The sequence below is a fragment of the Novilysobacter selenitireducens genome (genome assembly GCF_020026895.1).
Classification (GTDB): domain Bacteria; phylum Pseudomonadota; class Gammaproteobacteria; order Xanthomonadales; family Xanthomonadaceae; genus Lysobacter_C; species Lysobacter_C selenitireducens.
Genome location: NZ_JAINZW010000002.1, coordinates 648,165 through 672,597, shown reverse-complemented (window position 1 = coordinate 672,597; position 24,433 = coordinate 648,165). Strand labels below are relative to the sequence as shown.

The 24,433-nt window shown below is 68.2% G+C and carries 21 protein-coding genes and 2 tRNA genes; 14 read left to right on the top strand and 9 right to left on the bottom strand.

Going from position 1 to position 24,433, the window contains the following annotated elements:
- The first annotated feature begins 2 nt into the window (after positions 1-2).
- From K6753_RS06825 to K6753_RS06785, 9 genes are all read left to right on the top strand, one after another.
- Positions 3-443, top strand: a complete 441-nt coding sequence (locus tag K6753_RS06825) for an ExbD/TolR family protein (protein WP_223675589.1) — start codon at positions 3-5, stop codon at positions 441-443.
- Entirely contained in the window at positions 440-2,188 is a 1,749-nt protein-coding gene (msbA, locus tag K6753_RS06820) for a lipid A export permease/ATP-binding protein MsbA (RefSeq protein ID WP_223675587.1), read from the top strand. Before K6753_RS06825 ends, msbA begins: the two co-directional genes overlap by 4 nt.
- Entirely contained in the window at positions 2,185-3,216 is a 1,032-nt protein-coding gene (lpxK, locus tag K6753_RS06815) for a tetraacyldisaccharide 4'-kinase (protein WP_223675586.1), read from the top strand. The genes msbA and lpxK overlap by 4 nt, the downstream gene beginning before the upstream one ends.
- Entirely contained in the window at positions 3,213-4,013 is an 801-nt protein-coding gene (gene kdsB / locus K6753_RS06810) for a 3-deoxy-manno-octulosonate cytidylyltransferase (protein ID WP_223675584.1), read from the top strand. The genes lpxK and kdsB overlap by 4 nt, the downstream gene beginning before the upstream one ends.
- 4 nt (positions 4,014-4,017) lie before the next feature.
- Positions 4,018-4,494: a low molecular weight protein-tyrosine-phosphatase gene (locus tag K6753_RS06805; protein WP_223675582.1), complete on the top strand. Its 477-nt coding sequence runs from the start codon at positions 4,018-4,020 to the stop codon at positions 4,492-4,494.
- A gap of 222 nt (positions 4,495-4,716) precedes the next feature.
- Entirely contained in the window at positions 4,717-6,669 is a 1,953-nt protein-coding gene (uvrC, locus tag K6753_RS06800; RefSeq protein ID WP_223675581.1) for an excinuclease ABC subunit UvrC, read from the top strand.
- The gene (gene pgsA / locus K6753_RS06795; RefSeq protein ID WP_223675579.1) at positions 6,669-7,262 is read left to right on the top strand and encodes a CDP-diacylglycerol--glycerol-3-phosphate 3-phosphatidyltransferase; all 594 of its coding nucleotides are present in this window, start codon (positions 6,669-6,671) and stop codon (positions 7,260-7,262) included. The genes uvrC and pgsA overlap by 1 nt, the downstream gene beginning before the upstream one ends.
- A gap of 40 nt (positions 7,263-7,302) precedes the next feature.
- Positions 7,303-7,378, top strand: a tRNA-Gly gene (locus tag K6753_RS06790).
- Between the two features lie 114 nt (positions 7,379-7,492).
- Positions 7,493-7,566, top strand: a tRNA-Cys gene (locus K6753_RS06785).
- A gap of 304 nt (positions 7,567-7,870) precedes the next feature.
- Here the strand turns inward: K6753_RS06785 and acnA are convergent.
- From acnA to K6753_RS06760, 5 genes are all read right to left on the bottom strand, one after another.
- On the bottom strand, positions 7,871-10,630 hold the full coding sequence (gene acnA / locus K6753_RS06780; protein WP_223675577.1) for an aconitate hydratase AcnA: 2,760 nt from the start codon (positions 10,628-10,630) through the stop codon (positions 7,871-7,873).
- 164 nt (positions 10,631-10,794) lie between these two features.
- On the bottom strand, positions 10,795-11,397 hold the full coding sequence (gene hflD / locus K6753_RS06775; RefSeq protein ID WP_425492085.1) for a high frequency lysogenization protein HflD: 603 nt from the start codon (positions 11,395-11,397) through the stop codon (positions 10,795-10,797).
- 20 nt (positions 11,398-11,417) lie between these two features.
- Positions 11,418-12,554 carry a tRNA 2-thiouridine(34) synthase MnmA gene (gene mnmA, locus K6753_RS06770; RefSeq protein WP_223675573.1) on the bottom strand — a complete coding sequence of 379 codons (1,137 nt, stop codon included), beginning with the start codon at positions 12,552-12,554 and terminating at the stop codon, positions 11,418-11,420.
- 7 nt (positions 12,555-12,561) lie between these two features.
- Positions 12,562-13,041 carry an NUDIX hydrolase gene (locus K6753_RS06765; protein ID WP_223675571.1) on the bottom strand — a complete coding sequence of 160 codons (480 nt, stop codon included), beginning with the start codon at positions 13,039-13,041 and terminating at the stop codon, positions 12,562-12,564.
- A 1-nt stretch (position 13,042) separates the two neighbouring features.
- Entirely contained in the window at positions 13,043-13,540 is a 498-nt protein-coding gene (locus K6753_RS06760; RefSeq protein WP_223675569.1) for a YbjN domain-containing protein, read from the bottom strand.
- A gap of 118 nt (positions 13,541-13,658) precedes the next feature.
- Here K6753_RS06760 and clpS point away from each other — a divergent pair, with 118 nt between their 5' ends.
- A complete protein-coding gene (clpS, locus tag K6753_RS06755) occupies positions 13,659-13,979 on the top strand; it encodes an ATP-dependent Clp protease adapter ClpS (protein ID WP_223675567.1) in 321 nt (106 codons plus the stop codon).
- Positions 13,980-14,128: 149 nt separating this feature from the next.
- Positions 14,129-16,405: an ATP-dependent Clp protease ATP-binding subunit ClpA gene (gene clpA / locus K6753_RS06750; RefSeq protein WP_223675565.1), complete on the top strand. Its 2,277-nt coding sequence runs from the start codon at positions 14,129-14,131 to the stop codon at positions 16,403-16,405.
- 65 nt (positions 16,406-16,470) lie between these two features.
- On the opposite strand, the gene infA is transcribed toward clpA, so the two are convergent.
- The 4 genes from infA to trxB all read right to left on the bottom strand — a co-directional run bounded on the left by infA (position 16,471) and on the right by trxB (position 19,717).
- On the bottom strand, positions 16,471-16,689 hold the full coding sequence (gene infA / locus K6753_RS06745) for a translation initiation factor IF-1 (RefSeq protein WP_078756943.1): 219 nt from the start codon (positions 16,687-16,689) through the stop codon (positions 16,471-16,473).
- 93 nt (positions 16,690-16,782) lie between these two features.
- Complete coding sequence (aat, locus tag K6753_RS06740) at positions 16,783-17,529, bottom strand: leucyl/phenylalanyl-tRNA--protein transferase (RefSeq protein ID WP_223675563.1); 747 nt, start codon at positions 17,527-17,529, stop codon at positions 16,783-16,785.
- The gene (locus K6753_RS06735; protein ID WP_223675561.1) at positions 17,526-18,668 is read right to left on the bottom strand and encodes a GNAT family N-acetyltransferase; all 1,143 of its coding nucleotides are present in this window, start codon (positions 18,666-18,668) and stop codon (positions 17,526-17,528) included. The genes aat and K6753_RS06735 overlap by 4 nt, the downstream gene beginning before the upstream one ends.
- Before the next feature lie 98 nt (positions 18,669-18,766).
- Entirely contained in the window at positions 18,767-19,717 is a 951-nt protein-coding gene (gene trxB / locus K6753_RS06730) for a thioredoxin-disulfide reductase (protein WP_223675559.1), read from the bottom strand.
- 270 nt (positions 19,718-19,987) lie between these two features.
- Here trxB and K6753_RS06725 point away from each other — a divergent pair, with 270 nt between their 5' ends.
- The 3 genes from K6753_RS06725 (at position 19,988) to lolA (ending at position 24,257) form a co-directional block, all read left to right on the top strand.
- Positions 19,988-21,055 (top strand): alanine dehydrogenase, encoded by a 1,068-nt coding sequence (locus tag K6753_RS06725; protein WP_223675557.1) that lies wholly within the window; start codon positions 19,988-19,990, stop codon positions 21,053-21,055.
- A 94-nt stretch (positions 21,056-21,149) separates the two neighbouring features.
- On the top strand, positions 21,150-23,507 hold the full coding sequence (locus K6753_RS06720; RefSeq protein ID WP_425492084.1) for a DNA translocase FtsK: 2,358 nt from the start codon (positions 21,150-21,152) through the stop codon (positions 23,505-23,507).
- A 114-nt stretch (positions 23,508-23,621) separates the two neighbouring features.
- The gene (gene lolA / locus K6753_RS06715; RefSeq protein ID WP_223675553.1) at positions 23,622-24,257 is read left to right on the top strand and encodes an outer membrane lipoprotein periplasmic chaperone LolA; all 636 of its coding nucleotides are present in this window, start codon (positions 23,622-23,624) and stop codon (positions 24,255-24,257) included.
- Positions 24,258-24,433 lie beyond the last annotated feature (176 nt).

Sequence of the window (24,433 nt, the reverse complement as noted above, 5' to 3'; positions counted from 1 at the left end):
CGATGCGAATTCGCGACCACCGCGCGGACGACGAGCCGGACATCAACCTGGTCCCGCTGATCGACGTCATCCTGATCCTGATCATCTTCTTCGTCGTCACCACGACGTTCGACTCGCGCTCGATGCTCGGGCTGGAACTGCCGCGGGCCACCGGTGAGCCGGCCGCCGACAGTGCCACCGCGCTCAGCGTGCTGGTCAATGCCGACGGGCGCTACTTCATTGGCGAGCAGGAAGTCCTGCGCGACGACATCGAATCGCTCAAGACGACGTTGGCCGAGGTGGCCGGCGATGACCGCGACCGCCCGGTGCTTCTGCGCGCAGACGCCCGCACGCCTCACCAGGCGGTCGTCACCGCCTACGACGCGCTGGGGCAGCTCGGCTTCCGCCGCGTGATGGTCGCCACCGCGCCGGCCCCTTCGGCGACGCCGGGGTCCGCCCCGTGAGCCAAACCACCCCGGCCTGGCCCACCTACCGGCGCCTGCTGGGATTCGCCACCAAGTACCGCGGCCTGTTGGCGATCGCGGCGCTGGGCATGCTGCTGGAAGCGGCAGCGGGTGGCGCGTTCACCTGGCTGATGCAGCCCATCATCGACCAGACCTTCGTGGTCGGCGAGGCGGGGGCGCAGTTGTGGATGCCGGCGGCGATCGTGGGGCTGTTCGTGCTGCGCGGCATCGCCGGGTATCTCGCCGACTACTACATGGCGCGCTCGGGCCGCGGCGTGGCCCGCGACCTCCGCGTGCGGGTGCTGGGCAAGTACCTGCGGCTGCCGGGACTGCGCTTCGATGCCGAGCCGGTGCCTTCGATGCTGGTGCGACTGGGGTCGGACAGCGACCAGGTCTCGCAGGCGGCGATCGACGCGGCAAAGGTGATGATCCAGCAGTCACTGCAGATCATCGCCTCGCTGGTGGTGATGCTGCTGGCCAGCTGGCAGGTGACGTTGACGATCCTGGTGATCGCGCCGCCGCTGGCGTGGATCATGGACAAGGTGGCGCGGCGCTATCGCCGTGTCAGCCACCGCATCCAGGAAAGCAGCGCGGTGCTGATGCAGGCCGCCGACCAGGCGCTGAGCGGCCACCAGGAGGTCAAGGTCTACGGCGCGCAGGAGGTTGAGCACGCGCGTTACGCGGCGATTGCCGACAACCACATGCGGCTGAACCTCAAGGTCGAATCCACCCGCGCGATCTCCTCGGCGATGGTGCAGCTGGTGGGATCGATCGGCCTGGCCCTGCTGCTGGTGGTTGCCGGCTGGCAGGCCTCGCAGGGGCGGCTGACCGTGGGCGGGTTCTTCTCGCTGATGATGGCGATGATGGCGATCCTGCCCTCGCTCAAGCAGCTGACCAACGTGCAGAACATGCTCCAGCGTGGCGTGGCGTCCGCGGAGCGCTTGTTCAACGTGATCGACTCGCCCGACGAGCGCGATGCCGGAACGCGGCCGCTGGACCGGGCGCGCGGGGACCTCGAGTTCCGTGGCGTGTCCGCGCGCTATCCCGGGCAGGACCGGGCCGCACTGAGCGACGTGAGCTTCGTCGCCAGGCCTGGCACCGTGACCGCCATCGTCGGGCGCTCCGGCAGCGGCAAGTCCACGCTGATCAAACTGATCCCGCGGTTCTACGAAGCCGAGTCCGGGCAGATCCTGCTCGATGGGCAACCGATCGACGACTACCGCCTGGCCGACCTGCGCCGCCAGATCGCGCTGGTCGGCCAGCAGGTGATGTTGTTCGACGGCAGCGTGGAGGCCAACGTGGCCTACGGCGAGATGGAACGCGCCAGCCGCAAGGCGCTTGAGCAGGCGGTACGCGGCGCCAACGCCATGGAGTTCGTCGAGGACCTGCCCGAGGGTGTGGAGACGTCGATCGGCGCCAAGGGCGGGCGATTGTCGGGCGGCCAGCGCCAGCGCATCGCGATCGCTCGCGCGATGCTCAAGGACGCGCCCATCCTGATCCTCGATGAAGCGACCGCGGCGCTGGACACCGAATCCGAACGCCTGGTGCAGGACGCGCTGGAGCGCCTAATGCCCGACCGCACGACCCTTGTGATCGCGCACCGGCTGTCCACCATCGAACACGCCGACCAGGTGCTGGTGCTGGACCAGGGCCGCATCGTGGAGCAGGGCACCCACGCCGAGCTGCTGGCACGCGACGGGCTGTACGCGCACCTCCACCGCATGCAATTCCGCGAGCCGCAATGAACGCACCGGCCAAGCCACATACACACGGCCCGCACTACTGGTTCGACGAGGGCAGCCCGGTGCCGCTGCATGCGCGGGTGCTCGCCGCCCTGTATGGCGGCATGACCGGGCTGCGGCGCGGGCTGTACGAGCGCAAGCTTCTCCGCCGCAGTCATCCGGGCGTGCCGGTCATCGTTGTCGGCAACCTGATTGCCGGTGGCGCCGGCAAGACGCCGCTGACGGTGGCGCTGGTGGAGCGCCTGCGCAGCGAGGGCTGGACACCGGGCGTGGCCAGTCGCGGTTACGGCCGCGACGGTGACGACCCGCTATGGGTCGAGGCCGACACGCCGGTGGCGAAGTCCGGCGACGAGCCGCTGCTGGTCGCGCGGCAGACCGGCGCGCGGGTGAGGGTGGATCGCAACCGTGCCGCCGCGGCGCGTGCGCTGGTCGGTGAAGGCTGCGACGTTGTGGTCTGCGACGACGGCCTGCAGCACTACCGTTTGGCGCGCGATGTCGAGATCGAAGTGATCGACGGCCGTCGGCGCTACGGCAACGGCCTGTTGCTTCCGGCCGGTCCGTTGCGTGAGCCGACCTGGCGCGGCGCGCAATGCGACTTCCGGGTGGTCAACAGCGGTGGCAATGCCGCGCCGGAGACGGGCTTTGGCGAATGGCCGATGCGGCTGGTGTGCGACCGCGCGCTGCCGCTGGCCGGTGGTCGTCCCCGCGCGCTCGAATCCTTTGCCGGGCATCGCGTGCATGCAGTGGCCGGCATCGGGGACCCCGAGCGCTTCTTCGCGATGCTGCGCGCGCTGGACATCGCCGTCGTGCCGCATGCCTTCCCGGACCACCACCGGTACCGGGCATCGGACTTCGAGTTCGGAAGCCGCCTTCCCGTGTTGATGACGGAGAAGGACGCGGTCAAATGCGCCGAGTTCGTCGACCCGTCGCACTACAGCGTGCCGGTGCGCGCGGAGTTGACCGAAGCCTTCTGGATTTCACTTCTGGATCGACTGGACGGCCGTTCCCAGACGGCAGGGGCCGTGACGTGACCGGACAGCACGCGCACGAGAAGGCCAAGGATGCCGGCGACTTCGTCGTCGTCATCCCGGCGCGTTTCGACGCCTCGCGCCTGCCGGGCAAGCCGCTGCGCCCGCTGGCCGGCGAGCCTCTCGTCCTGCACGTGGCGCGTCGCGCCCTGGATGCCGGCGCGCGCGAGGTGTGGGTCGCCACCGACGATGATCGCGTGGCGAGTGCGCTGGAAGGCGCCGGTGTGCGGGTGGCGATGACTTCACGCGACCACGCGTCCGGTACCGACCGGCTCGCCGAATGCGCGACGCGCGCCGGCTGGAGCGACGGAACGGTGGTGGTCAACCTGCAGGGCGACGAGCCGTTCGCGCCGGCCACGGGCATCCGGCGCGTGGCCTCCTTGCTGGTCGCGTCCGGGGCGGACATGGCGACGCTGTGCGCGCCGGTCGAGGACATCGAAACACTGTTCGATCCCAACGCCGTCAAGGTGGTCGCCGACCAGGCCGGCGACGCGCTGTACTTCAGCCGTGCGCCCCTGCCGTGGCCGCGCGACGCCTTCCAGGCCGATCGCACGCGCCTGCCGCCCGGTGGGCACTGGCGGCGGCACATCGGGATCTACGCCTACCGCTGCGGATTCCTCAAGCGGTTTGCGGCGTTGCCGCCGGGCCGGCTCGAGCAGGTCGAATCGCTGGAGCAGCTGCGGGCGCTGGAAGCCGGGTACCGCATTGCGGTGGCCGACACACCGGCGCCATTTCCGCCCGGCGTCGATACGCCCGATGACCTGGCTCGGGCCGAGGCCCGGCTGAGCGGGCAGGGCTGAACGCATGCGGCTGCTGGTCGCGTGCCTGGGCAACATCTGCCGGTCGCCGACGGCCGAGGGCCTGATCCGCCATCGCCTGGAAGCCACCTCACTGGCCGACCGGGTAACGGTCGACTCGGCTGGTACCGGCGACTGGCATGTCGGACAGCCGCCGGATCGCCGCAGCATCGCGTGTGCGACGGGTCATGGCATCGACCTCTCGGGGTTGCGTGCCCGCCAGATCGGGCCGTCCGATTTTCATGAGTTCGACTGGCTGCTGTGCGCCGACAGCGCCAACCTGCGCGATGTGCGGAAACTGGCCCCCAAGGGCGCGTCCGCGCAATCGGCGCTGCTGCTGGAGTGGGCCGGCCTGGATCAGCGCGAAGTGCCGGATCCCTACACCGGCGATGCCCACCAATTCGAGCGCGTATGGGCGCTGCTGGAACGTGCGGCCGACGGCGTGGTGGCGCGGTTGGCGCGCGAGCTGGGCGACGGACGCTGAGCGCGCGGGTATCGCGACCTCAGCTAACAGCGGACCGTGTGCGCTGGTCGCTCCTTGGGCCGGGACTGGCGCGCGACCGGGCCGCCCCTTGCCCTCGCGCATAATCGGCCCCATCCCCTCGCCGATGCCGCCGTACTTGATCGCGCTTCCTGCTCCTGCAGCCCGCTCCCGCCTGCACGCCGTTGCGTATCGCGATGCGATCCGTGCGGCAGGGGCGTGCGCGTGAGCCGGGCCAAGCCGGCAGAGGCCTTCGACGGCAAGGCCTTCGCCAAGCGCCTGAGCACGGCACCCGGTGTGTACCGGATGATCGCCGCCGACGAGGGCGTGCTGTACGTCGGCAAGGCCAGCGCGCTGAAGAACCGCGTCGCCAGCTACTTCAACGCCACTGCCAAGTCGGCCCGCATCGCCTCCATGCTGCGCCAGGTGGCGCGCATGGAGGTCACGGTCACGCGGACCGAGGCCGAGGCGCTGATCCTCGAGAACCAGCTCATCAAGTCGCTCAAGCCGCGCTACAACGTGCTGCTGCGTGACGACAAGAGCTACCCCTACGTATTGATGACGCAGGAGCCGTGGCCGCGCATCGCCATGCACCGCGGGCCGCGTTCGACCCCGGGCCGCTACTTCGGCCCCTATGCCAGCGTCGGGGCGGTGCGCGAGACGCTCAACCTGATCCACAAGCTGTTCAAGCTGCGCAGTTGCGAGGACAGCGTGTTCCGCAACCGGTCGCGGCCGTGCCTGCAGCACCAGATCGGCCGCTGCAGCGCACCGTGCGTGGGACTGGTGCCGGCGCGCGAGTACGCCGAGGCAGTACGACGCTCCACCCTGCTGCTGGACGGCAAGAGCGATGAGCTGACACGCGAGTTGGGCCGGGCAATGGAGGCGGCCAGTGCGCGCCTGGATTTCGAGGAGGCCGCGCGCCTGCGCGACCTGGTGGCGTCGATCCGCACGTTGCAGGCGCGCCAGTACGTCGACGGCCGCGCGGCCGACCTGGACGTGCTTGCGGTGGCGATGCAGGACGCGGCGGCCTGCGTAGTGCTGCTGTCGTTCCGCGACGGCCGCAACCTCGGCACGCGCGCGTTCTTCCCGCGCACGAATGGCGTCGACAACCCGGAAGAGGTGCTCGCCGCGTTCGTGTCGCAGTACTACGGCGAGCAGGTGCCGCCGCGCGAGATCGTGCTGGACCGCGACATCCCCGACCGCGAGCTGATCGAACATGCGCTGTCGGCCGCGGGCGACCACAAGGTGCAGATCCGCTGCAACGTGCGCAGCGAACGCGCCGGCTACGTCGACATGGCGCGCCGCAATGCCGAGCTGGCGCTGGCCAACGAACGCACCAGCCACGCTGCGCAGCGCGGCCGCGCCGAGGCGCTGCGCGACCTGCTGGGGCTGGCGGAAGTCGCCGGGCGCATCGAGTGCTTCGATATCAGCCACACGATGGGCGAGGCGACCGTGGCCTCGTGCGTGGTGTTCGATGCCGAAGGCCCGACGCGCGGCCAGTACCGGCGCTACAACATCACGGGCATCGAGCCAGGCGATGACTACGCGGCGATGCACCAAGCGCTGCGGCGCCGGTTCGCGCGGGCCATGGAGGAGCGTGCCGCGCTGCAGGACGGGGCCACAAGTCCCGCTTCCGGGGAGGCAAAGCCTCGCAAGCACCCGCGCGCATCCGCCGCGCCGGGCGTCCTGCCGGACGTGCTGCTGATCGATGGCGGGGCGGGGCAGGTGGCCCAGGCGCGCGCCGTACTCGATGAGCTGGAGGTACCTGGCGTCGTGCTGGTGGGCGTAGCCAAGGGTCCTGCACGCCGCCCCGGCGAGGAGGAGCTGCTGCTACCCGACGGCCGATCGGTGCGACCCGGCGCGCAGTCGCCCGCGTTGCAGCTGATCCAGCAGGTGCGTGACGAAGCCCACCGGTTCGCCATCACCGGCCACCGCGGAAAGCGCCAGAAAGTGCGCAGCAGCAGCCGGCTGGAGGACATTCCCGGTATCGGGCCACGGCGCCGCGCCAGCCTCCTGCGCCACTTTGGTGGCCTGGGCGGGCTCAAGGCCGCCGGGGTGGAGGAAATATCGCGCGTGGAGGGCGTCAATGCCGCCCTGGCCGAGCGCATCTATGCCACCCTTCATGGCCTGGACACCCCCACCACTGGCGGCGCCACCCCCGCACGCACGGAGCGATGATGAAGTTGACGGTTCCCACCATGCTGACCCTGCTGCGGATCGTGCTGATCCCCGTGCTGGTGCTGGTGTTCTACCTGCCGTTCCGGTGGACCAATTTCCTGGCCGCGGCGATCTTCGCCTTTGCCTCCATCACCGATTGGCTCGACGGTTGGATTGCACGGCGTTACGACCAGTACTCTGCGTTCGGCGCGTTCCTGGACCCGGTGGCCGACAAGCTGATGGTGGCCACGGCGCTGTTCCTGATCGTTCAGGCACATCCGACGCCTTGGATGGCGCTGTGGGCGGCGGTGATCGTCGGGCGCGAAATCGCGGTGTCGGCACTGCGCGAGTGGATGGCCGAACTGGGCCAGCGCGCCAAGGTGTCGGTCGCCACGGTCGGCAAGGTCAAGACCGTGGTGCAGATGGTGGCGCTGATCTGCCTGCTGTATGCGCTGCGTCCGGACCGCCCGGTGTACGTGGACCCGTGGATGGGCGATGCCGTGTTCGTGATCGGGGACTGGCTGCTGGCGGCGGCGGCACTGCTGACACTGTGGTCAGGCTTCGAGTACCTGCGCGCAGCGTGGCCGACTTTGCTTCGGGAAGAAAAAAGGTAGTTGACACAATCGCCGCCATGCCTAAAATGGCGGCTCCTCAGCGGGAATAGCTCAGTTGGTAGAGCACGACCTTGCCAAGGTCGGGGTCGCGAGTTCGAGTCTCGTTTCCCGCTCCAGTTTCTCCGGCGATCCAGTCCACCGGGTCGCCTGCCAAGACCCCGTTCGCGGGGTTTTGTCTTTTCAGGCCGCCGCACATGACGTCGTGCGCGGTATGCTTGGATCCAGTCACCGGCCGGGTGGCAGAGTGGTTATGCAGCGGACTGCAAATCCGCGTACGCCGGTTCAATTCCGACCTCGGCCTCCAGTTTCAGGGCTCCGCTCCGGCGGAGCCTTTTTTTTGCGCGCGCCGCGGCGATCTTTCCGATCCAATGCAGTGCCGCATCATGGGGCGATCAAGACCGAGCGCTTTCAGACGGCCCGCTTCGCACGTGGTGCGGCACGAACTCGAGCAAGCGCATCCGAGCGGAGGCAAGGATCGCCTGGGTCGTACGGTGCAGAACCTGGCGCCGCGGAATTCAGCCCATCCTGCCTGTCCCAGAGCGGGCAAAAAAAAGCCCCGGCTCTGACGCCGGGGCTTTGCTACTTCGTTTGAGTGCGCTACAGCGTGCTTACGCCGCCTTCTTCGACGCCAGCTGGCGCAGCACGTAGTGCAGGATGCCGCCGTGGCGGAAGTACTCGACTTCCTTCGGCGTCAGCAGCAGCACCTTGACCTCGAACGTCTTCTCGCTGCCATCGCTCCGGCGCGCGGTGACGGTGGCGCGCTTGGAAGCGCCGTCCTGCAGGCCGGTGATCTCGATCGTCTCCGAGCCGTCCAGGCCGAGTGACTTGACGCTGTCGCCGTCCTTGAACTGGAGCGGCAGCACGCCCATGCCGACCAGGTTGGAGCGGTGGATGCGCTCGAAACTCTCGGCCACCACGGCCTTGACGCCCAGCAGGTTGGTGCCCTTGGCCGCCCAGTCGCGCGAGGAGCCGGTGCCGTACTCCTTGCCGGCGAAGACCACCAGCGGCACGCCCGCGGCCTTGTACTTCATCGCCGCGTCGTAGATCGGCATCTTCTCGCCGGCCGCGCCTGCGCCGTAGTACAGCGTGTTGCCGCCTTCCTCGCCGCCGAGCATCAGGTTCTTGATGCGGATGTTGGCGAAGGTGCCGCGGACCATGACGTCGTCGTTGCCGCGACGGCTGCCGTAGCTGTTGAAGTCGGCCGGCTGCACGCCGCGCGACTGCAGGAACTGGCCTGCCGGGCTGTCCTTCTTGATGTTGCCGGCCGGCGAGATGTGGTCGGTGGTGATCGAGTCGCCGAACAGGCCCATGACGCGCGCGCCGTGGATGTCGTCAATCGAGCCGACCTCCATCGTCATGCCGTCGAAGTAGGGCGGGTTCTTGATGTAGGTCGAGCTGCCCTGCCATTCGAACGACTCGCCTTCCGGCGAGGCGATCTGGTTCCAGCGGCTGTCGCCCTTGAACACGTCGGCATAGTTCTGAGCGAACAGCTCCGGCCCGACGGTCGCGGCGATCAGGTCGCCGATTTCCTTGTTGGTCGGCCAGATGTCGCGCAGGTAGACGTCCTTGCCGTCCTTGTCGTGGCCGATCGGCTGGCTGGTCAGGTCGATGTCGACCGTGCCGGCAATGGCGTAGGCGACCACCAGCGGCGGCGAGGCCAGGTAGTTCATCTTGACCTCCGAGTGCACGCGGCCCTCGAAGTTGCGGTTGCCCGACAGCACAGACGCCACGACCAGGTCGTTCTGCGCGATGCCGGCAGACACTTCCTCCGGCAGCGGGCCGGAGTTGCCGATGCACGTGGTGCAGCCGTAGCCCACCACGTAGAAGCCCAGCTGCTCGAGGTCATCGAGCAGGCCGGCCTTCTTCAGGTAGTCGGTGACCACCAGCGAGCCCGGCCCGAGCGAGGTCTTGACCCACGGCTTGGACTTCAGGCCCAGGCGCGCGGCGTTGCGCGCCAGCAGGCCCGCGCCCAGCATCACCGCCGGGTTGGACGTGTTGGTGCAGGAGGTGATCGCGGCGATGACCACCGAGCCATCGCGCAGCTCGGCTTGCTCGTCGCGGATGGTGATCTTCGACACCGGGCGCGCGGCCAGGTGGTGCGCCTGCGGCTGGTTGCCGCCTTCTTCCTTGAAGTCGGTGATGCGTTCGTAGTCGACCTTGCGGTTGACGGTCAGGCCCTCGAGGCTGGCCTCGAAGTTCTGCTTCATCTTCTCCAGCAACACGCGGTCCTGCGGGCGCTTGGGACCTGCCAGCGACGGCTTGACCTCGGACAGGTCGAGCTCCAGCGTGGCCGAGTAGTGCGCGTCCGCCTGGCCGGGCTCGTGCCACAGGCCCTGGGCCTTGGCGTAGGCCTCCACCAGTGCGATCTGCTCCTCGCTGCGGCCCGACAGGCGCAGGTAGTTGATGGCTTCGGCGTCGATCGGAAAGATGCCGCAGGTCGCGCCGTACTCGGGCGCCATGTTGGCAATCGTCGCGCGGTCGGCCAGCGGCAGTGCGGCCAGCCCCTCACCGAAGAACTCGACGAACTTTCCGACCACGCCCAGCGAACGCAGCATCTGGGTAACGGTCAGCACCAGGTCGGTGGCGGTGGCGCCCTCGGGCAGCTTGCCGTTCAAGCGGAAGCCCACGACCTGCGGGATGAGCATGGAAGAGGGCTGGCCCAGCATCGCGGCCTCGGCCTCGATGCCGCCCACGCCCCAACCCAGCACGCCGATGCCGTTGATCATCGTGGTGTGGCTGTCGGTGCCGAAGACGGTGTCCGGGAAGGCCAGCAGCTCGCCGTCGACCTCGCGATCGCAGACCACGCGGGCGAGGTTCTCCAGGTTCACCTGGTGGACGATGCCGGTGTTGGGCGGCACCACCTTGAAGTTCTCGAACGCCTTCTGACCCCAGCGCAGGAAGCTGTAGCGCTCCATGTTGCGCTCGAACTCGATCTTGCCGTTAAGGTCCAGCGCGTCGGCGCGGCCAAACACATCGACCTGCACGGAGTGGTCGATGACCAGCTCGGACGGGATCTGCGGGTTGATCTGGCTGGCCTTGCCGCCGAGCTTGCCGACCGCATCGCGCATCGCGGCCAGGTCGACCACGCACGGCACGCCGGTGAAGTCCTGCAACACCACACGTGCAGGCATGAAGGCGATCTCGGTCTCGGGCTCGTCATTGCAGTCCCACTGCGCGACCGCCTCGATGTGCTCCTTGCCGACCGTGATGCCGCCGTCTTCGTGGCGCAGCAGGTTCTCGAGCAGGATCTTCATCGAGTAGGGCAGTTTGCCCAGGTCGAAGCGCTCGCCCAGCTTGGGCAGGCTGAAGTACGTGTAGGACTTGCCGTTGACGTCGAGTTGCGCGCGGGTGGCGAAGGAGTCTGCCATTGGGGGCTCCGTGGCTGCAGCGAAAGGGAGGCGGGACGCGCGCCTATCAGGCGGGCGCGGAAACACCGCGGTAAAGCCCCGTGATTATGCCGCAAACGGCGCCGTACTGCCCGGATCGGGCCCGCTACTTTCGTCCGATGGACGTGCAGCGACGGGCGTGCGCGTCAGCCGCCCAGGTGCGCGCGAACCGCCGCCAGCAGCTGGGCCCGGCGCAACACCAGGTCCCAGAGGCTGCCGCCGAGCTGGCGCCAGAGCACGGCCGAACGCATGGCCCCCAGCAGGACCGCGCGGACCTCGGCCACCACCTGGGGCTGGCCGAGGTAATGGGGGTTGCCCTGCACCAGCACGCGCGGCCGCAGGTGGCTGAGCGTCTCCGAGTAGAGCCGGCCCAGCGCCGCCAGCACGTCGGGATGGGTGCTGCCCTCGGTGCGGGCCGTATCGCTCTGGGCGAGGATCCCGGCGTGCACGCGCTCGACCATGTCGCCATCGCGCACGAATCGGCGTTCCAGTTGCATGACGGCCAAGGCAAGACGCGGCAGTTGCTCGTCGGCCGAACGGCTCTCGAAGTAGTCGCGCAGCAGCACCAGGCCCGGGCGGACGCCGCGGACGCCGCCGTAGACCTCTTCGGTGGATGCAGCGTCCACCTGGAAGATCGACTCCAGTACCGGGTTGACCGCCGCCGACTCCGCCTGACCGGTATCGGCGATGCGGCGCACCTGCGCCAACGCCTGTACGAGACCCGCAAGGGCCAGCACGCGGTCGGACATGGGATTGAAGCGGGTCTGGTTCATGCAGCGGGGACATCCTTGGGGTGGGGTGGGGCGCGTGATTCAAGGGGCGCGTCCGTCGTCGCGATGACAGCGCCGCCGAGGCACACGTCGCCGTCGTACAGCACCAGCGACTGGCCCGGCGTGACAGCCCGCTGGGGCGCGTGGAAGCGCACATGCAGCGTGCCATTGTCGCGCACCTGCACATGGCAGGCCTGGGCTTCCTGCCGGTAGCGCGTCTGCGCCGTGCATTCGAAGTCGGCTGCAGGGGGGGCGCCCGACACCCAGTGCATGGCTTCGGTGTCCAGCACGGTCGACATCATCCATGGGCTGTCGATCCCCTGGTCGACGTACAACACGTTGCGCTGGACGTCCTTGCCGACCACGTACCACGGCGCCTGCGCGAACCCGCGGACGCCGCCGATGTTCAGTCCTTCGCGCTGGCCCAGCGTGAAATAAAAGACGCCGGGGTGCTGGCCGATCTCACGGCCGTCCGGCGTCCGGATCGCGCCCGGGCGTGCCGGCAGGTAGCGGCCGAGGAACTCCCGGAAATCGCGCTCGCCGATGAAGCAGATGCCGGTGGAATCCTTCTTGGCCGCCGTCGGCAAGGCTGCGCTGGCCGCCAGCGCGCGGACGTCGGACTTGAGCATGTCGCCCAACGGGAACCGCGTTGCGGCCAGCTGCGCCTGTCCGAGCTGGTGCAGGAAATAGCTCTGGTCCTTGCCGCGGTCGGCGGCCCGCAGCAGTTGCAGCCGGCCCGCGTCATCGAGCGCGATACGGGCGTAGTGGCCGGTGGCGATGAACTGCGCGCCCAGGTCGCGGGCGGCATCCAGGAAGTGCTTGAACTTCACTTCGCGGTTGCACAGCACGTCCGGGTTGGGGGTGCGCCCGGCCGCGTACTCGGCGAGGAAGTGCTCGAACACTCCGGCCCAGTACTCGGACGAAAAGTCCCGGAAATGGATCGGTATGCCCAGGCGCCCACAGACGGCGACCGCATCGCGGCGGTCGTCCTCGGCACGGCAATCGCCACTGCCGTCGTCCGCCCAGTTCTGCATGAAGAGGCCGGCGATCGGCTCACCCGACTCGCGCAGGCGCAATGCCGCCACGGAGGAGTCCACGCCCCCCGACATGCCAACGATGGTCCGCGCCGTTGCCACCCCGGCGTCAGGCGAGGTGCTGGAGCAGGTCCAGCGGGCGCCGGCGCCCGGCCAGGAAGTCGGCTGCAGCGCGCCACACCAGCGGGCTGCGATGCCGCCCGGCCTGGGCCTGCAGCTCGGCAGGAGTCAGCCACACCGCCTGGATGATGCCTTCGTCGAGCGTGCGGTCGGGGTAGTGGCGGACCGGCTCGGCCGCGAAGGCGAACCGCAGGTAATGACGCCCGGCGCGGCCGTCGGGCCCGTCGGGCGCTTTCCATTGGTAGGCGCCGACGAACCCGGTCAGGCGAACCTCCCAACCGGTTTCCTCAAGGGTCTCCCGGCAGGCGGCGTCCTGCAGGCTTTCGTCAGGCTCGAGGTGGCCCGCCGGCTGGTTGAGCACCTGCTGGCCGCCCACGGTTTCCTCGACCATCAGCAGCCGTCCGTCACGCACCACCACCGTGGCGACAGTGACATCCGGTTGCCAGAAGCGGCCTTGCCGATAGCTCACGTCAGAATTCGTCCTGGCCGTTGGTGAGTTCGGCCTCCATCCCGTCGGCGACGTGGATGGCGTACGTGATGGCGGCATCGAGCTCGGCGCCGGTCGCGCCGGCAGCGACCTTCACCACCAGCACGGCCATGTCGTCCTGCCTCACCCACGCGCCGAGCTTGCCGGTGTGGCTGGCCTGCAGCAGGCGGTTGGCCACGTCGACCGGGAACGCATCGCCTTCGGTCCGGTAGGCGGGCGACCACACCTCCCGAACCTGCAGCGCGCCGTATTCCTCGGTACCGGAGATGACGTAGGCCAGCTGGCTGCGGCCCTCCTCGAGGTCGAACAGCAGCTTGAAGTCGCCATCGGCGTCGACCTCGAAGCCATAGCCCAGCGCCTCGAGCTGCGCACGCACCAGCGGGTCGGCCTGCGGCGCCTCGGGCTCCTGATCCTGAGCGATGGCGGCAGCGGGCAGGGCGAGGGCCAGAAGAATAGGAAACAGCAGGGCGGTGGGTCGCATGGAAATCCAGGTGCCGGCGGAGACCGCATTCTGACGCCCGGGCCCGGGAAGCGTCCACGGGTGCCCATGGGGACGCCTTGGGGACGAAGGTTTCATAGCGGCCGCCTATAATCGCGCCATGCCCAAACACACCGAACACGACCACCAGCACGGCGTGCTGGTCGAGACCGGAAAGCCGGAAGTCGCCCGCCCCCCGCTGTACTCGGTCCTGCTGCTCAACGACGACTACACGCCCATGGATTTCGTGGTCGAAGTGCTGATGCGCTTCTTCCCGATGAGCGCCGAGAAGGCCACCCAGATCATGCTCCACGTCCACACCCGGGGCCGTGGCGTGTGCGGGGTCTTCACCCGCGAAGTCGCAGAGTCGAAAGTGGCGCAGGTGAACGAATACTCAAGGCTCAACCAGCACCCCTTGCTCTGTACGATGGAAAAGGCCTGATAGTGGGCTGCAACACGTCTCACGAATAAGAGGCCCGGCTTTCCGGAACGCACGGTAAGCAGGCGGGTCCAACGCGGTGCGGGGCCGCATGGAAAAGGCGGTGTGTGTCCCCATCTAGGACGGCAGACGCTTTTGGAGGCTCCCTCCCCATGTTCAGCAAGGATCTCGAGTACAGCATCGGCCAGTGCTACAAGCGCGCCCGCGAGGCGCGCCACGAGTACATGACGGTCGAGCACCTGGCGCTTGCACTGCTCGACAACCCGTCGGCCGAGGCGGTGCTCAAGGCGTGCGGCGCGGACTTCAACCGCCTGCGCGGCGACCTGGAGCAGGCCATCGCCACTTCGGTGTCGGTGCTCCCCGACGACATCGACCGCGACACCCAGCCCACGCTGGGGTTCCAGCGGGTGCTGCAGCGCGCCGTCTACCACGTTCAGTCCTCCGGCAAGAAAGAGGTCACCGGCGCCAACGTGCTGGTGGCGATCTTCGGCGAGAAGGACTCCCACGCCGTCTACTACCTCAACCAGCAGGACATCGTCCGGCTGGACGTCGTGAACTACCTCTCGCACGGCATCGCCAAGCATGGCGGCAGCGACCCGGTGCATGACGAAGGCGAGGCCAAGGCGGCCGAAGGCGTGGAAGGCGAGGGCAAGGCCGACCCGCTGGACGAGTTCGCCATCAACCTCAACCAGCTGGCGCGCGACGGCAAGATCGACCCGCTGGTGGGCCGCGCCGACGAGGTCGAGCGGACCATCCAGGTGCTGTGCCGCCGCCGCAAGAACAACCCGCTGTACGTGGGCGAGGCTGGCGTGGGCAAGACCGCGATCGCCGAGGGCTTGGCCAAGCGCATCATCGACGGCGACGTGCCGGAGGTGCTCAGCGAAGCCACCATCTACGCGCTCGACCTGGGTGCGCTGGTGGCGGGCACCAAGTACCGGGGCGATTTCGAGAAGCGCCTGAAGGCGGTGCTGGCCCAGCTCAAGAAGATCCCGGAAGCCGTGCTGTTCATCGACGAGATCCACACCATCATCGGTGCCGGCTCGGCGTCGGGCGGGACGATGGATGCCAGCAACCTGATCAAGCCGGCGCTCTCGTCGGGCGAGCTGCGCTGCATCGGCTCCACCACCTTCCAGGAATACCGCGGCATCTTCGAGAAAGACCGGGCCCTCGCGCGTCGCTTCCAGAAGATCGATATCGTCGAACCCACGGTGGGCGAGGCGTTCGAGATCCTGCAGGGCCTGAAGGCCAAGTACGAGGCGCACCACGGCGTGACCTACGGGGACGACGCCCTGCAGGCGGCGGTGGACCTGTCTGTCAAGCACATCGGCGACCGTCTGCTGCCGGACAAAGCGATCGACGTGATCGACGAGGCGGGTGCCCGGCAACGGCTGCTGCCGCTGGAGACGCGCAAGTCGAACATCGACGTCGAGGAAATCGAAACCATCGTTGCCAAGATGGCGCGGATCCCGGCCAAGCAGGTTTCGGCGACCGACAAGGACGTGCTCCGGAACCTGGAGCGCAACCTCAAGATGGTGATCTTCGGGCAAGACCCGGCGATCGACTCGCTGACGGCGGCCATCAAGCTGGCGCGCTCCGGTCTGGGCAACCCCGACAAGCCGATCGGCAACTTCCTGTTCGCCGGCCCGACGGGCGTGGGCAAGACCGAAGTGACCAAGCAGCTGGCGCTGCAGTTGGGCATCGAGCTGGTGCGCTTCGACATGTCCGAGTACATGGAGCCGCATTCGGTCAGCCGCCTGATCGGTGCGCCCCCGGGTTACGTCGGGTTCGACCAGGGTGGCCTGCTGACCGAGAAGATCGTCAAGACGCCGCATTGCGTGCTGTTGCTGGACGAGGTCGAGAAGGCCCACCCGGACATCTTCAACATCCTGTTGCAGGTGATGGACCGCGGCGCGCTGACCGACACCAACGGCCGCGAGGCGAATTTCAAGAACGTCATCATCGTCATGACCACCAACGCCGGTGCGGCCCAGGCGGCGCGGCGGTCGATCGGCTTCACCAAGCAGGACCACGCCACCGACGCCATGGAAGTGATCCGCAAGAGCTTCAGCCCGGAGTTCCGCAACCGCCTGGATGCGGTGGTGCAGTTCCAGCCGCTGGGCTTCGACCACATCCTGCGGGTGGTGGACAAGTTCCTGATCGAGCTGGAAAGCCAGCTGCACGAGAAGCACGTGACGCTGACCGCCACGCCGACCGCGCGCGACTGGCTGGCCCAGCACGGCTTCGACCCGCTGATGGGCGCGCGTCCGATGGCGCGGGTGATCCAGGAGAAGATCAAGCGTCCGCTGGCCGACGAGTTGCTGTTCGGCAGCCTGGTGGGCGGTGGCAGGGTCACGATCGACGTGCGCGATGGCGAGCTGACCGTCGATGCCCAGGCCGAGCCCGAGAAGCTGTTGCCGGCGACGGTGTAGTCACCTGAAGGTGGAACGAAAAAGGCGGCCAGTGGCCGCCTTTTTTCATGGATTCCTTGCCGCGATTACTTCATGCGGTAGGTGATGCGCCCCTTGGTCAGGTCGTAAGGCGTCATTTCCACCTTGACCCGGTCACCGGTGAGGATGCGGATGTAGTTCTTCCGCATGCGGCCGGAGATGTGGGCGATGATTTCGTGCCCGTTTTCGAGGCGCACACGGAACATGGTGTTCGGAAGGGTTTCCGCCACCGTGCCCTCGAATTCGATCACGTCGTCTTTTGCCATGTGGTTCCTGTTGTCGCATTGAAAACGGGCGCAGCGCGCCCGCCAAGCCGCATATCTTGCCACGCAGCGACCCATTGTGCAAAAGCACGGAAGTCAATCCCCGGTGGCGCCGGCCACCGATGCCGCCGGGCATTCCCCCATCGCGCTGGACCAAGGTCCGGGACGTCCGGGCATCCGGGACAGGGCATGGACGTTTTCCAAGAACGCGGCGCGGGGCATCGGTTGCGCGCCCATCCGGACCAGATGCGCATTCTCGACCTGGGCATCGATCAGCGGCCAGCTCCAACCCGCGAGTAGCTGCGCCAGTCCGGCCAGGGCGGCTTTCGACCCGCCCGGTCGCGCGCTGAACATGCTCTCCCCGAAGAACATCCGGCCCACGGCCACGCCATAGATCCCGCCGACGAGCGCCTCGCCATCGAAGACTTCCACGCTGTGGGCGTGGCCCAGGCGGTGCAAACGGCCGTAGGCGGACGCCATGTCCCGCGTGATCCAGGTGCCCGACTGCCCCGGGCGTGGCACCGAGGCGCAGGCCGAGACCACGGCGTCCAATGCGGTGTCGGCCCGCAACGTCCAGCCGCTGGCGCGCAGCTGGCGCCGGAAGCGGGACGAGAGATGGATACCGTCGGTGTGGAACACCATCCGTGGGTCGGGCGACCACCAGAGGATGGGCTGGCCGTCCGAGTACCAGGGAAAGATGCCCGACCGGTAGGCGTTGAGCAGGCGGGTGGGCGACAGGTCGCCGCCCACGGCCAGCAGCCCGTCGGGTTCGCGCAGCGCCAATGCGGCGTCGGGGAAGGGCGCTTCGGGGTCGTCCGGCAGGCGGTATACGCGCAAGGTCATCGGCCGCTTGTCTCGCCCGGCTGCTTGAAAGGTGAGCGCGTGGCAAGGAACTCGGCGTGGCGCCGCACCGCGTCGGCCTCCTGGCGGCACCAGGCTTGGAGCGCCTCCCGGAAACGGGCATCCGCCACCCAGTGGTGGCTCCGGACCAGTCGCGGCAGGAACCCGCGGGCCAGCTTGTGCTCGCCCTGCGCGCCGGGCTCGAACACGGGCAGCCCCTCGCGCAGGCAGTAGTCGATGCCCTGGTAATAGCAGGTCTCGAAATGCAGGCCGGGGAGCGCTTCGTGCGTGCCCCAGTAGCGACCGTAGAGCGTATCGCCGCCACGCAGGCACAGCGCGCCGGCGATCGGGGTCCCGCCGCGCTCGGCGAGGATCAACACCAGCTGGCGCGGCATGGAGGCGGCCAGATGGGACAGGAAGGGCAGGGTCAATGCCGGCGAGTTGCCGTACTCGGCGAAGGTCTGCAGGTAGAAGCCGTGGATGGCTGCCAGGTCGTCCGGGCTTGCTTCGTCCCCATGCACCACGCGAAAGCTGATCCCGGAGCGCGCCACCTTCGCCCGCTCCTGGCGGATGTTCTTGCGGTGGCGATGGTCCATGGCGCCAAGGAAGTCGTCGAACGATGTCCAACCTGCGACGTTGCGCCAGTGGTACTGCACGTCCAGCCGCTGCATCCAGTCGCCGTCGAACGCATCGTCCTCGCCGGCGGTGTGGAAATTGACGTGCGCGGACGACCAGCCCGAGTCCCCGGCGACGCGGGCCAGGGCGAGGGCCAGCAGGCCACGGTGGCGCGGATCGCGTGCCAGCAGTCGCGGCCCGGTGACAGGGGAGTAGGGCACCGCGGCCAACAGCTTGGGGAAGTAGTCCAGGCCGTGCTGCGCGTAGGCGTGCGCCCATGCGTGGTCGAACACGAACTCGCCGTGCGAGTTGTCCTTGCGATAGGCCGGCGCGGCCGCCAGCAGCTGCTCGCCCTCCCATACGGTGATGTGATGGGGTGACCATCCCCACGCGGCGCGCAGGCACCCGTGCCGTTCCAGGCCGGAAAGGAAGGCGTGGCAGATGAACGGATTGGCGCCGTCATGCAGCGCGTCCCACCGCGGGGCCGGGACCTCATCCAGGCGTTGCAGGACCCGGATCTCAGCCACGGCTGCCGGTCCAGGCGAGATCAGCCATGCCCCGGCGTCCGGGCCGAAGGGGCAGGCGATGGCGCGGAACGGTCATCCGGGCCGTCCCGCGCCTGCGATCATTCCTTGTCCAGGAACTTCTCGGCATCCAGCGCCGCCATGCAGCCGAAGCCGGCCGACGTGATCGCCTGGCGGTAGACCTGGTCGGCGACGTCGCCGGCGGCGAACACGCCCGGGACCGAGGTCTGGGTCGCGTTGCCATGCAGGCCCGTCTGGATCGTCAGGTAGCCGTTCTTCATGTCCAGCTGGCCTTCGAACAGGCTGGTGTTGGGGGTGTGGCCGATGGCCACGAACAGGCCGTGGATGTCGATCTCGCGCGTGCTGTCGTCCTGCACGGACTTCACCCGCATGCCGGTCACGCCGGCATCGTTGCCCAGCACTTCCTCGACCACGTGGTGCCACACCGGCTCGATCTTGCCGGCCTGGACCTTCGCCATCAGCTTGTCCTGCATGATCTTTTCCGCGCGCAGGGTGTCGCGGCGGTGTACCAGGTAGACCTTGCGGGCGATGTTGGACAGGTACAGCGCTTCCTCGACCGCGGTGTTGCCGCCGCCGATGACCGCCACGTCCTGGTCCTTGTAGAAGAATCCGTCGCAGGTGGCGCAGGCCGACACGCCGCGCCCCTTGAAGGCCTCCTCCGACGCCAGGCCCAGGTACTTGGCGGTGGCGCCGGTGGCGATGATCAGGCCGTCGCAGGTGTACTCGCCGTTGTCGCCGACGAGGCGGAACGGACGCTTGGACAGGTCGGCGGTGTGGACGTGGTCGAAGACCACCTCGGTGTCGAAGCGTTCGGCATGCGCCTGCATGCGCGCCATCAGGTCCGGGCCCATCAGCCCATGGGCGTCGCCCGGCCAGTTGTCGACCTCGGTGGTGGTCATCAGCTGCCCGCCCATCTGCAGGCCCGTGATCACCAGCGGCTTGAGGTTGGCGCGGGCCGCGTAGACGGCGGCGGTCCAGCCGGCGGGTCCGGAACCGAGGATGATCAGGCGGGCGTGCTTGGAGGGGCTCATGGGTATAATCGTGGGCTCTTGGGAAGCGCCAGGGCCGGCGCGGAAACGGGTCTCGTGCAGGTGGCCGCAGTGCGGCGCCGACGACCCGGCGGGTGCCATAGAGTGGCGTCCGCACCCCGGCAAGACAAGGCAAGCCCGCGGACACTGCGTTTCAGGTCGGCGGCGCGACTCCCGAACCGCGTTCAACCCAGATTTGTCCCACCCAGACCAACCAGGCCAGCACCCGCCGCGCATGCGGCGTTTTTTCTGGCCGCACCGGAGAGCAGTGCAATGCGTATCGGCGTACCCAAGGAAACCAAGACCCTCGAGGGCCGCGTCGCCCTGGTGCCGGCCGCCGCCGGCGATCTCGTCAACCGTGGCCATGAGGTCTGGATCGAGAAGGACGCGGGCATCAAGAGCGGCTTCAAGGACGAGCAGTACACCCAGCTCGGCGTGAAGGTGGCCCCGGACGCGGCCGCCCTGTACGAGAAGGGCGAGCTGATCGTAAAGGTGAAGGAGCCGATCGCCGGCGACCTGGCGCACCTGCGCCGCGACCACCTGCTGTTCTGCTACCTCCATTTGGCCGCCGAGCCGGCGCTGACGCGCCACCTGCTGGACATCGGGCTGACCGGCGTCGCGTTCGAGACGGTCGAGCTGCCCAATGGCGACCTGCCGCTGCTGGCGCCCATGTCCATCATCGCCGGAAAGATCGCCGTGCAGGCCGGCACCACGCTGCTGCACCAGCCGCAGGGCGGCAAGGGCAAGCTTCTGGGCGGCCTGCCGTCCACCTCGCGCGGCAAGGTCGTGGTGCTCGGCGCCGGCCAGGCCGGTGGCGCCTCGGCGGCGCTGGCCGCGGCCGGCGGTGCAAACGTCGTGGTGTTCGAGAAGCGCCAGGACCGCATGGACGAGATGATGCGCCTGGGCAACAACGTCACGGCGCTGTACCCCTACGACGACGTGGTGATGCGTGAGGTCGCCAACGCCGACCTGGTGGTGGGCGCGGTGCTGGTCACCGGCGCCAAGGCGCCGCACGTGCTGACCCGCGAGATGCTGAAGGGCATGGAAGACGGCAGCGTGGTGGTCGACATCTCCATCGACCAGGGCGGGTGTTTCGAGACCTCGCGCCCGACCAACTGGAAGGAGCCGACCTACGTGGAGGAGGGCGTGACCCACTTCTGCGTGACCAACATGCCGGGCGCGGTGCCGCAGACCAGCTCGCAGGCCATCTGCGCGGCGATCCTGCCGTGGGTCAACAAGCTGGCCTCGGGCAACTGGCGCGACAACCAGGCGCTGGTGCGGGGCATCAACGTCGAGTCCGGCCAGCTGGTCCATCCGGCGCTGGAAGGCATGGCACTCTGAGCGGTCGGTACGGGTGGCCGGCATTTGCCGCCACCCGTTTGCTACCCGGTTTCCTGTACATTCAACGAGTAACGCAACCTAGCTGAGGCAGTACATCACGGTGGCAGCCGCTCCGAGTCGCAGGAAATCACCATCCACCGAGAAGCGCAGCGCGCCGTCGCCGCGTCGCCAGCGGCTCATGCGCGACATCGCGATGATCCTGATCGCGCCGTTCCTGCTGTACCTGCTGGTCTGCCTGTTCACCTACTCCCCGCAGGACCCGAGCTGGTCGCAGTCCGGTAGCGTCACCGCGCCCCTGAACAACGAGGGCGGTGTGGTGGGTGCGTGGCTCGCGGACATGCTCCTGTACCTGACCGGGTACGTGGCATTCCTGCTACCCGTGGTGCTGGGGGCGATCGCATGGATCGCGCTGTTCGGGATGGACACCGACGGCGATGGCGATGCCGACCTCGGGCCGGCCCTGCGTCTGGTGGGTATCGTCGGCTTCCTCGTCTCGGCGACGGGCCTGCTTCACCTGCGAGTCGGCATCGCGCCGGACTTCTCCGCGGGCGCCGGCGGCATCCTCGGCCAACTGGTGGGACGATCCCTCTACAGCGGGTTCGGCCCGGTGGGCGGCAACCTGTTCCTTCTTGCATTGCTGCTGGTGTCGGTGACGCTGGCGACGGGCCTGTCGTGGCTCGCGGTCATGGACCGGATCGGGCAGGGCGTGCTCGCGCTGGGGCCGACGCTGTCGCGCCTGTTCCGCCGCGGTAGCCAGCAGGCCACCCAGTGGCAGCAGGCGAGGGCGTACCGGGAGGAGCGCGAGGAGGTCCGCAAGGTCGATACCGAACTTCGCGCCAAGCGTGCACCGGTCAAGATCGAGCCGCCTGCACCGGCCGCGGTGGAAAAGAGCGACCGCGCCAAGCGCGAGCAGCAGATCCCGCTGTTCCATGTCGGCGATGGCAGCGGCATCCCGCCGCTGGCGCTGCTGGACGATCCCAAGCCGCAGCCCAAGGGTTACGACGAGCAGACGCTGGAGACGCTGTCCCGGCAGATCGAGTTCAAGCTCAAGGACTTCCGCATCGACGCCAATGTGGTCGGTGCCTACCCGGGTCCGGTCATCACGCGGTTCGAGATCGAACCCGCGCCTGGTGTAAAGGTCAGCCAGATCAGCTCGCTGGACAAGGACATCGCCCGCGGTCTGTCGGTGAAGTCGGTGCGCGTGGTCGACGTCATCCCGGGCAAGTCGGTGATCGGCCTGGAAACCCCGAACACGCAGCGCGAGATGATCTACCTGTCGGAGCTGCTGCGTTCGCGCGAGTACGACAAGTCGGGCAGCCCGCTCACGCTGGCGCTGGGCAAGGACATCGCCGGCCGGCCCACCGTCGCCGACCTGGCGCGCATGCCGCACCTGCTGGTGGCCGGCACCACCGGCTCGGGCAAGTCCGTCGCGGTCAATGCCATGGTGCTGAGCCTGCTGTACAAGGCGTCCGCCAAGGACGTGCGGATGCTGATGATCGACCCGAAGATGTTGGAGCTGAGCGTCTACGAAGGGATCCCGCACCTGCTGGCACCGGTGGTCACCGACATGAAGGAGGCCGGCAACGGCTTGCGGTGGTGCGTGGCGGAGATGGAGCGCCGCTACAAGCTGATGTCGGCCGTGGGCGTGCGCAACCTCGCCGGCTTCAACAAGAAGGTCCGCGACGCCATCGATGCCGGCCAGCCGATGCTGGACCCGCTGTTCAAGCCCAATCCCGATATCGAGGAGGCGGCGCCGCAACTGGAGCCGCTGCCATACATCGTCGTGTTCATCGACGAATTCGCCGACATGATGATGATCGTCGGCAAGAAGGTCGAAGAACTCATCGCCCGCCTGGCGCAGAAGGCCCGCGCCGCCGGCATCCACCTGATCCTGGCCACCCAGCGCCCGTCGGTGGACGTGATCACCGGCCTGATCAAGGCCAATATCCCGACCCGCATCGCGTTCCAGGTATCGAGCAAGATCGACTCGCGCACGATCCTGGACCAGTCCGGCGCCGAAACCCTGCTGGGCCATGGCGACATGCTGTACCTGCCGCCGGGCACGGCGATGCCCGAGCGCGTCCACGGCGCCTTCGTGTCGGACGACGAGGTCCACCGTGTGGTGGAGCACCTCAAACAGGCCGGCGGCGGGCCGGACTACATCGAAGGCGTGCTCGAGGAAGTTCAGACTCTCGGCGACGGCGTGGTCGTGGGCGCGACCGGGTTGCCGGAAGCCGGCGGTGGCGGCGACGAGTCCGACCCGCTGTACGACGAAGCCGTCCGGATCGTGACCGAGACCCGTCGCGCGTCCATCTCCGGCGTCCAGCGGCGCCTGAAGATCGGCTACAACCGTGCGGCTCGCTTGATCGAAGCCATGGAAGCGGCGGGCGTGGTGACGCCGCCCGAGCACAATGGCGATCGCAGCGTGCTGGCACCGCCGCCGCCGCGTTGAACGCCCGGTCCAGCTGAATCCGGGGCATGGCCTCGCCGGTATCGCGCGGCCCCGTGAGCGCATGTTCATCCGGGTCGCGGCAGACTTCGCGCCATCGAAACAGGAGCGCCTGCAATGATCCGATTTGCCCGCTATTCCGCACTCGCCGGGGCCGTGGCCGCCACCGCGCTGTTTGCTTCGTCGGCCATGGCCGGTGCGCGTGACGACCTCGACACCTTCACCCGTGGCCTCAAGGGCCTGGACGGCCAGTTCACCCAGAAGGTGTACGACGCCGGTGGCCGGCTGAAGGAGACCTCCAGCGGTGAGGTCGCGCTGTCGGCGCCGCGGCTGTTCCGCTGGGAATACGCCAAGCCGTACCCCCAGCTGATCGTGGCCGACGGCAAGACGGTTTGGATCTACGACGAGGACCTCGAGCAGGTCACCCGTCGCCCGCAGGGCGCCGAGGAGCAGAACAGCCCGCTGACCGCACTGATCGATCCAAGCAAGCTGGATCGGCAGTTTGTGGTGAAGGAAGAGGGTGAGAAGGGTGGCCTGAGCTGGTTGTCGCTGGTCCCGCGTGACGAGGGCGGTGCGAGTTTCCGCTCTGCACGTCTCGCGTTCGGTGACGCGGGGCTGGAGAAGATGATCGTCGTCGATGCCGTGGGGCAGCGCACCGAAATCGGCTTCAGCCAGTGGAAGCGAAACCCGGCGTTTCCTGCGAGCACGTTCAAGTACACGCCGCCCAAGGGCGTCGACGTCATCGGCGGCTGAACAAGACCCCGCTCGACGATAGGTGTCCGAAACGGCAGGCCTCGCGCCTGCCGTTTCGCATTGCGGAGTCGTAGATCGTTCATTTTCAATGGCTTGGGCTCACGTCGTATCGACGGCCCGGCACGCAAAGTGGCCCCGCACTCCGGATCACCCGGAGGGTTTCCCCGGAACCAAGG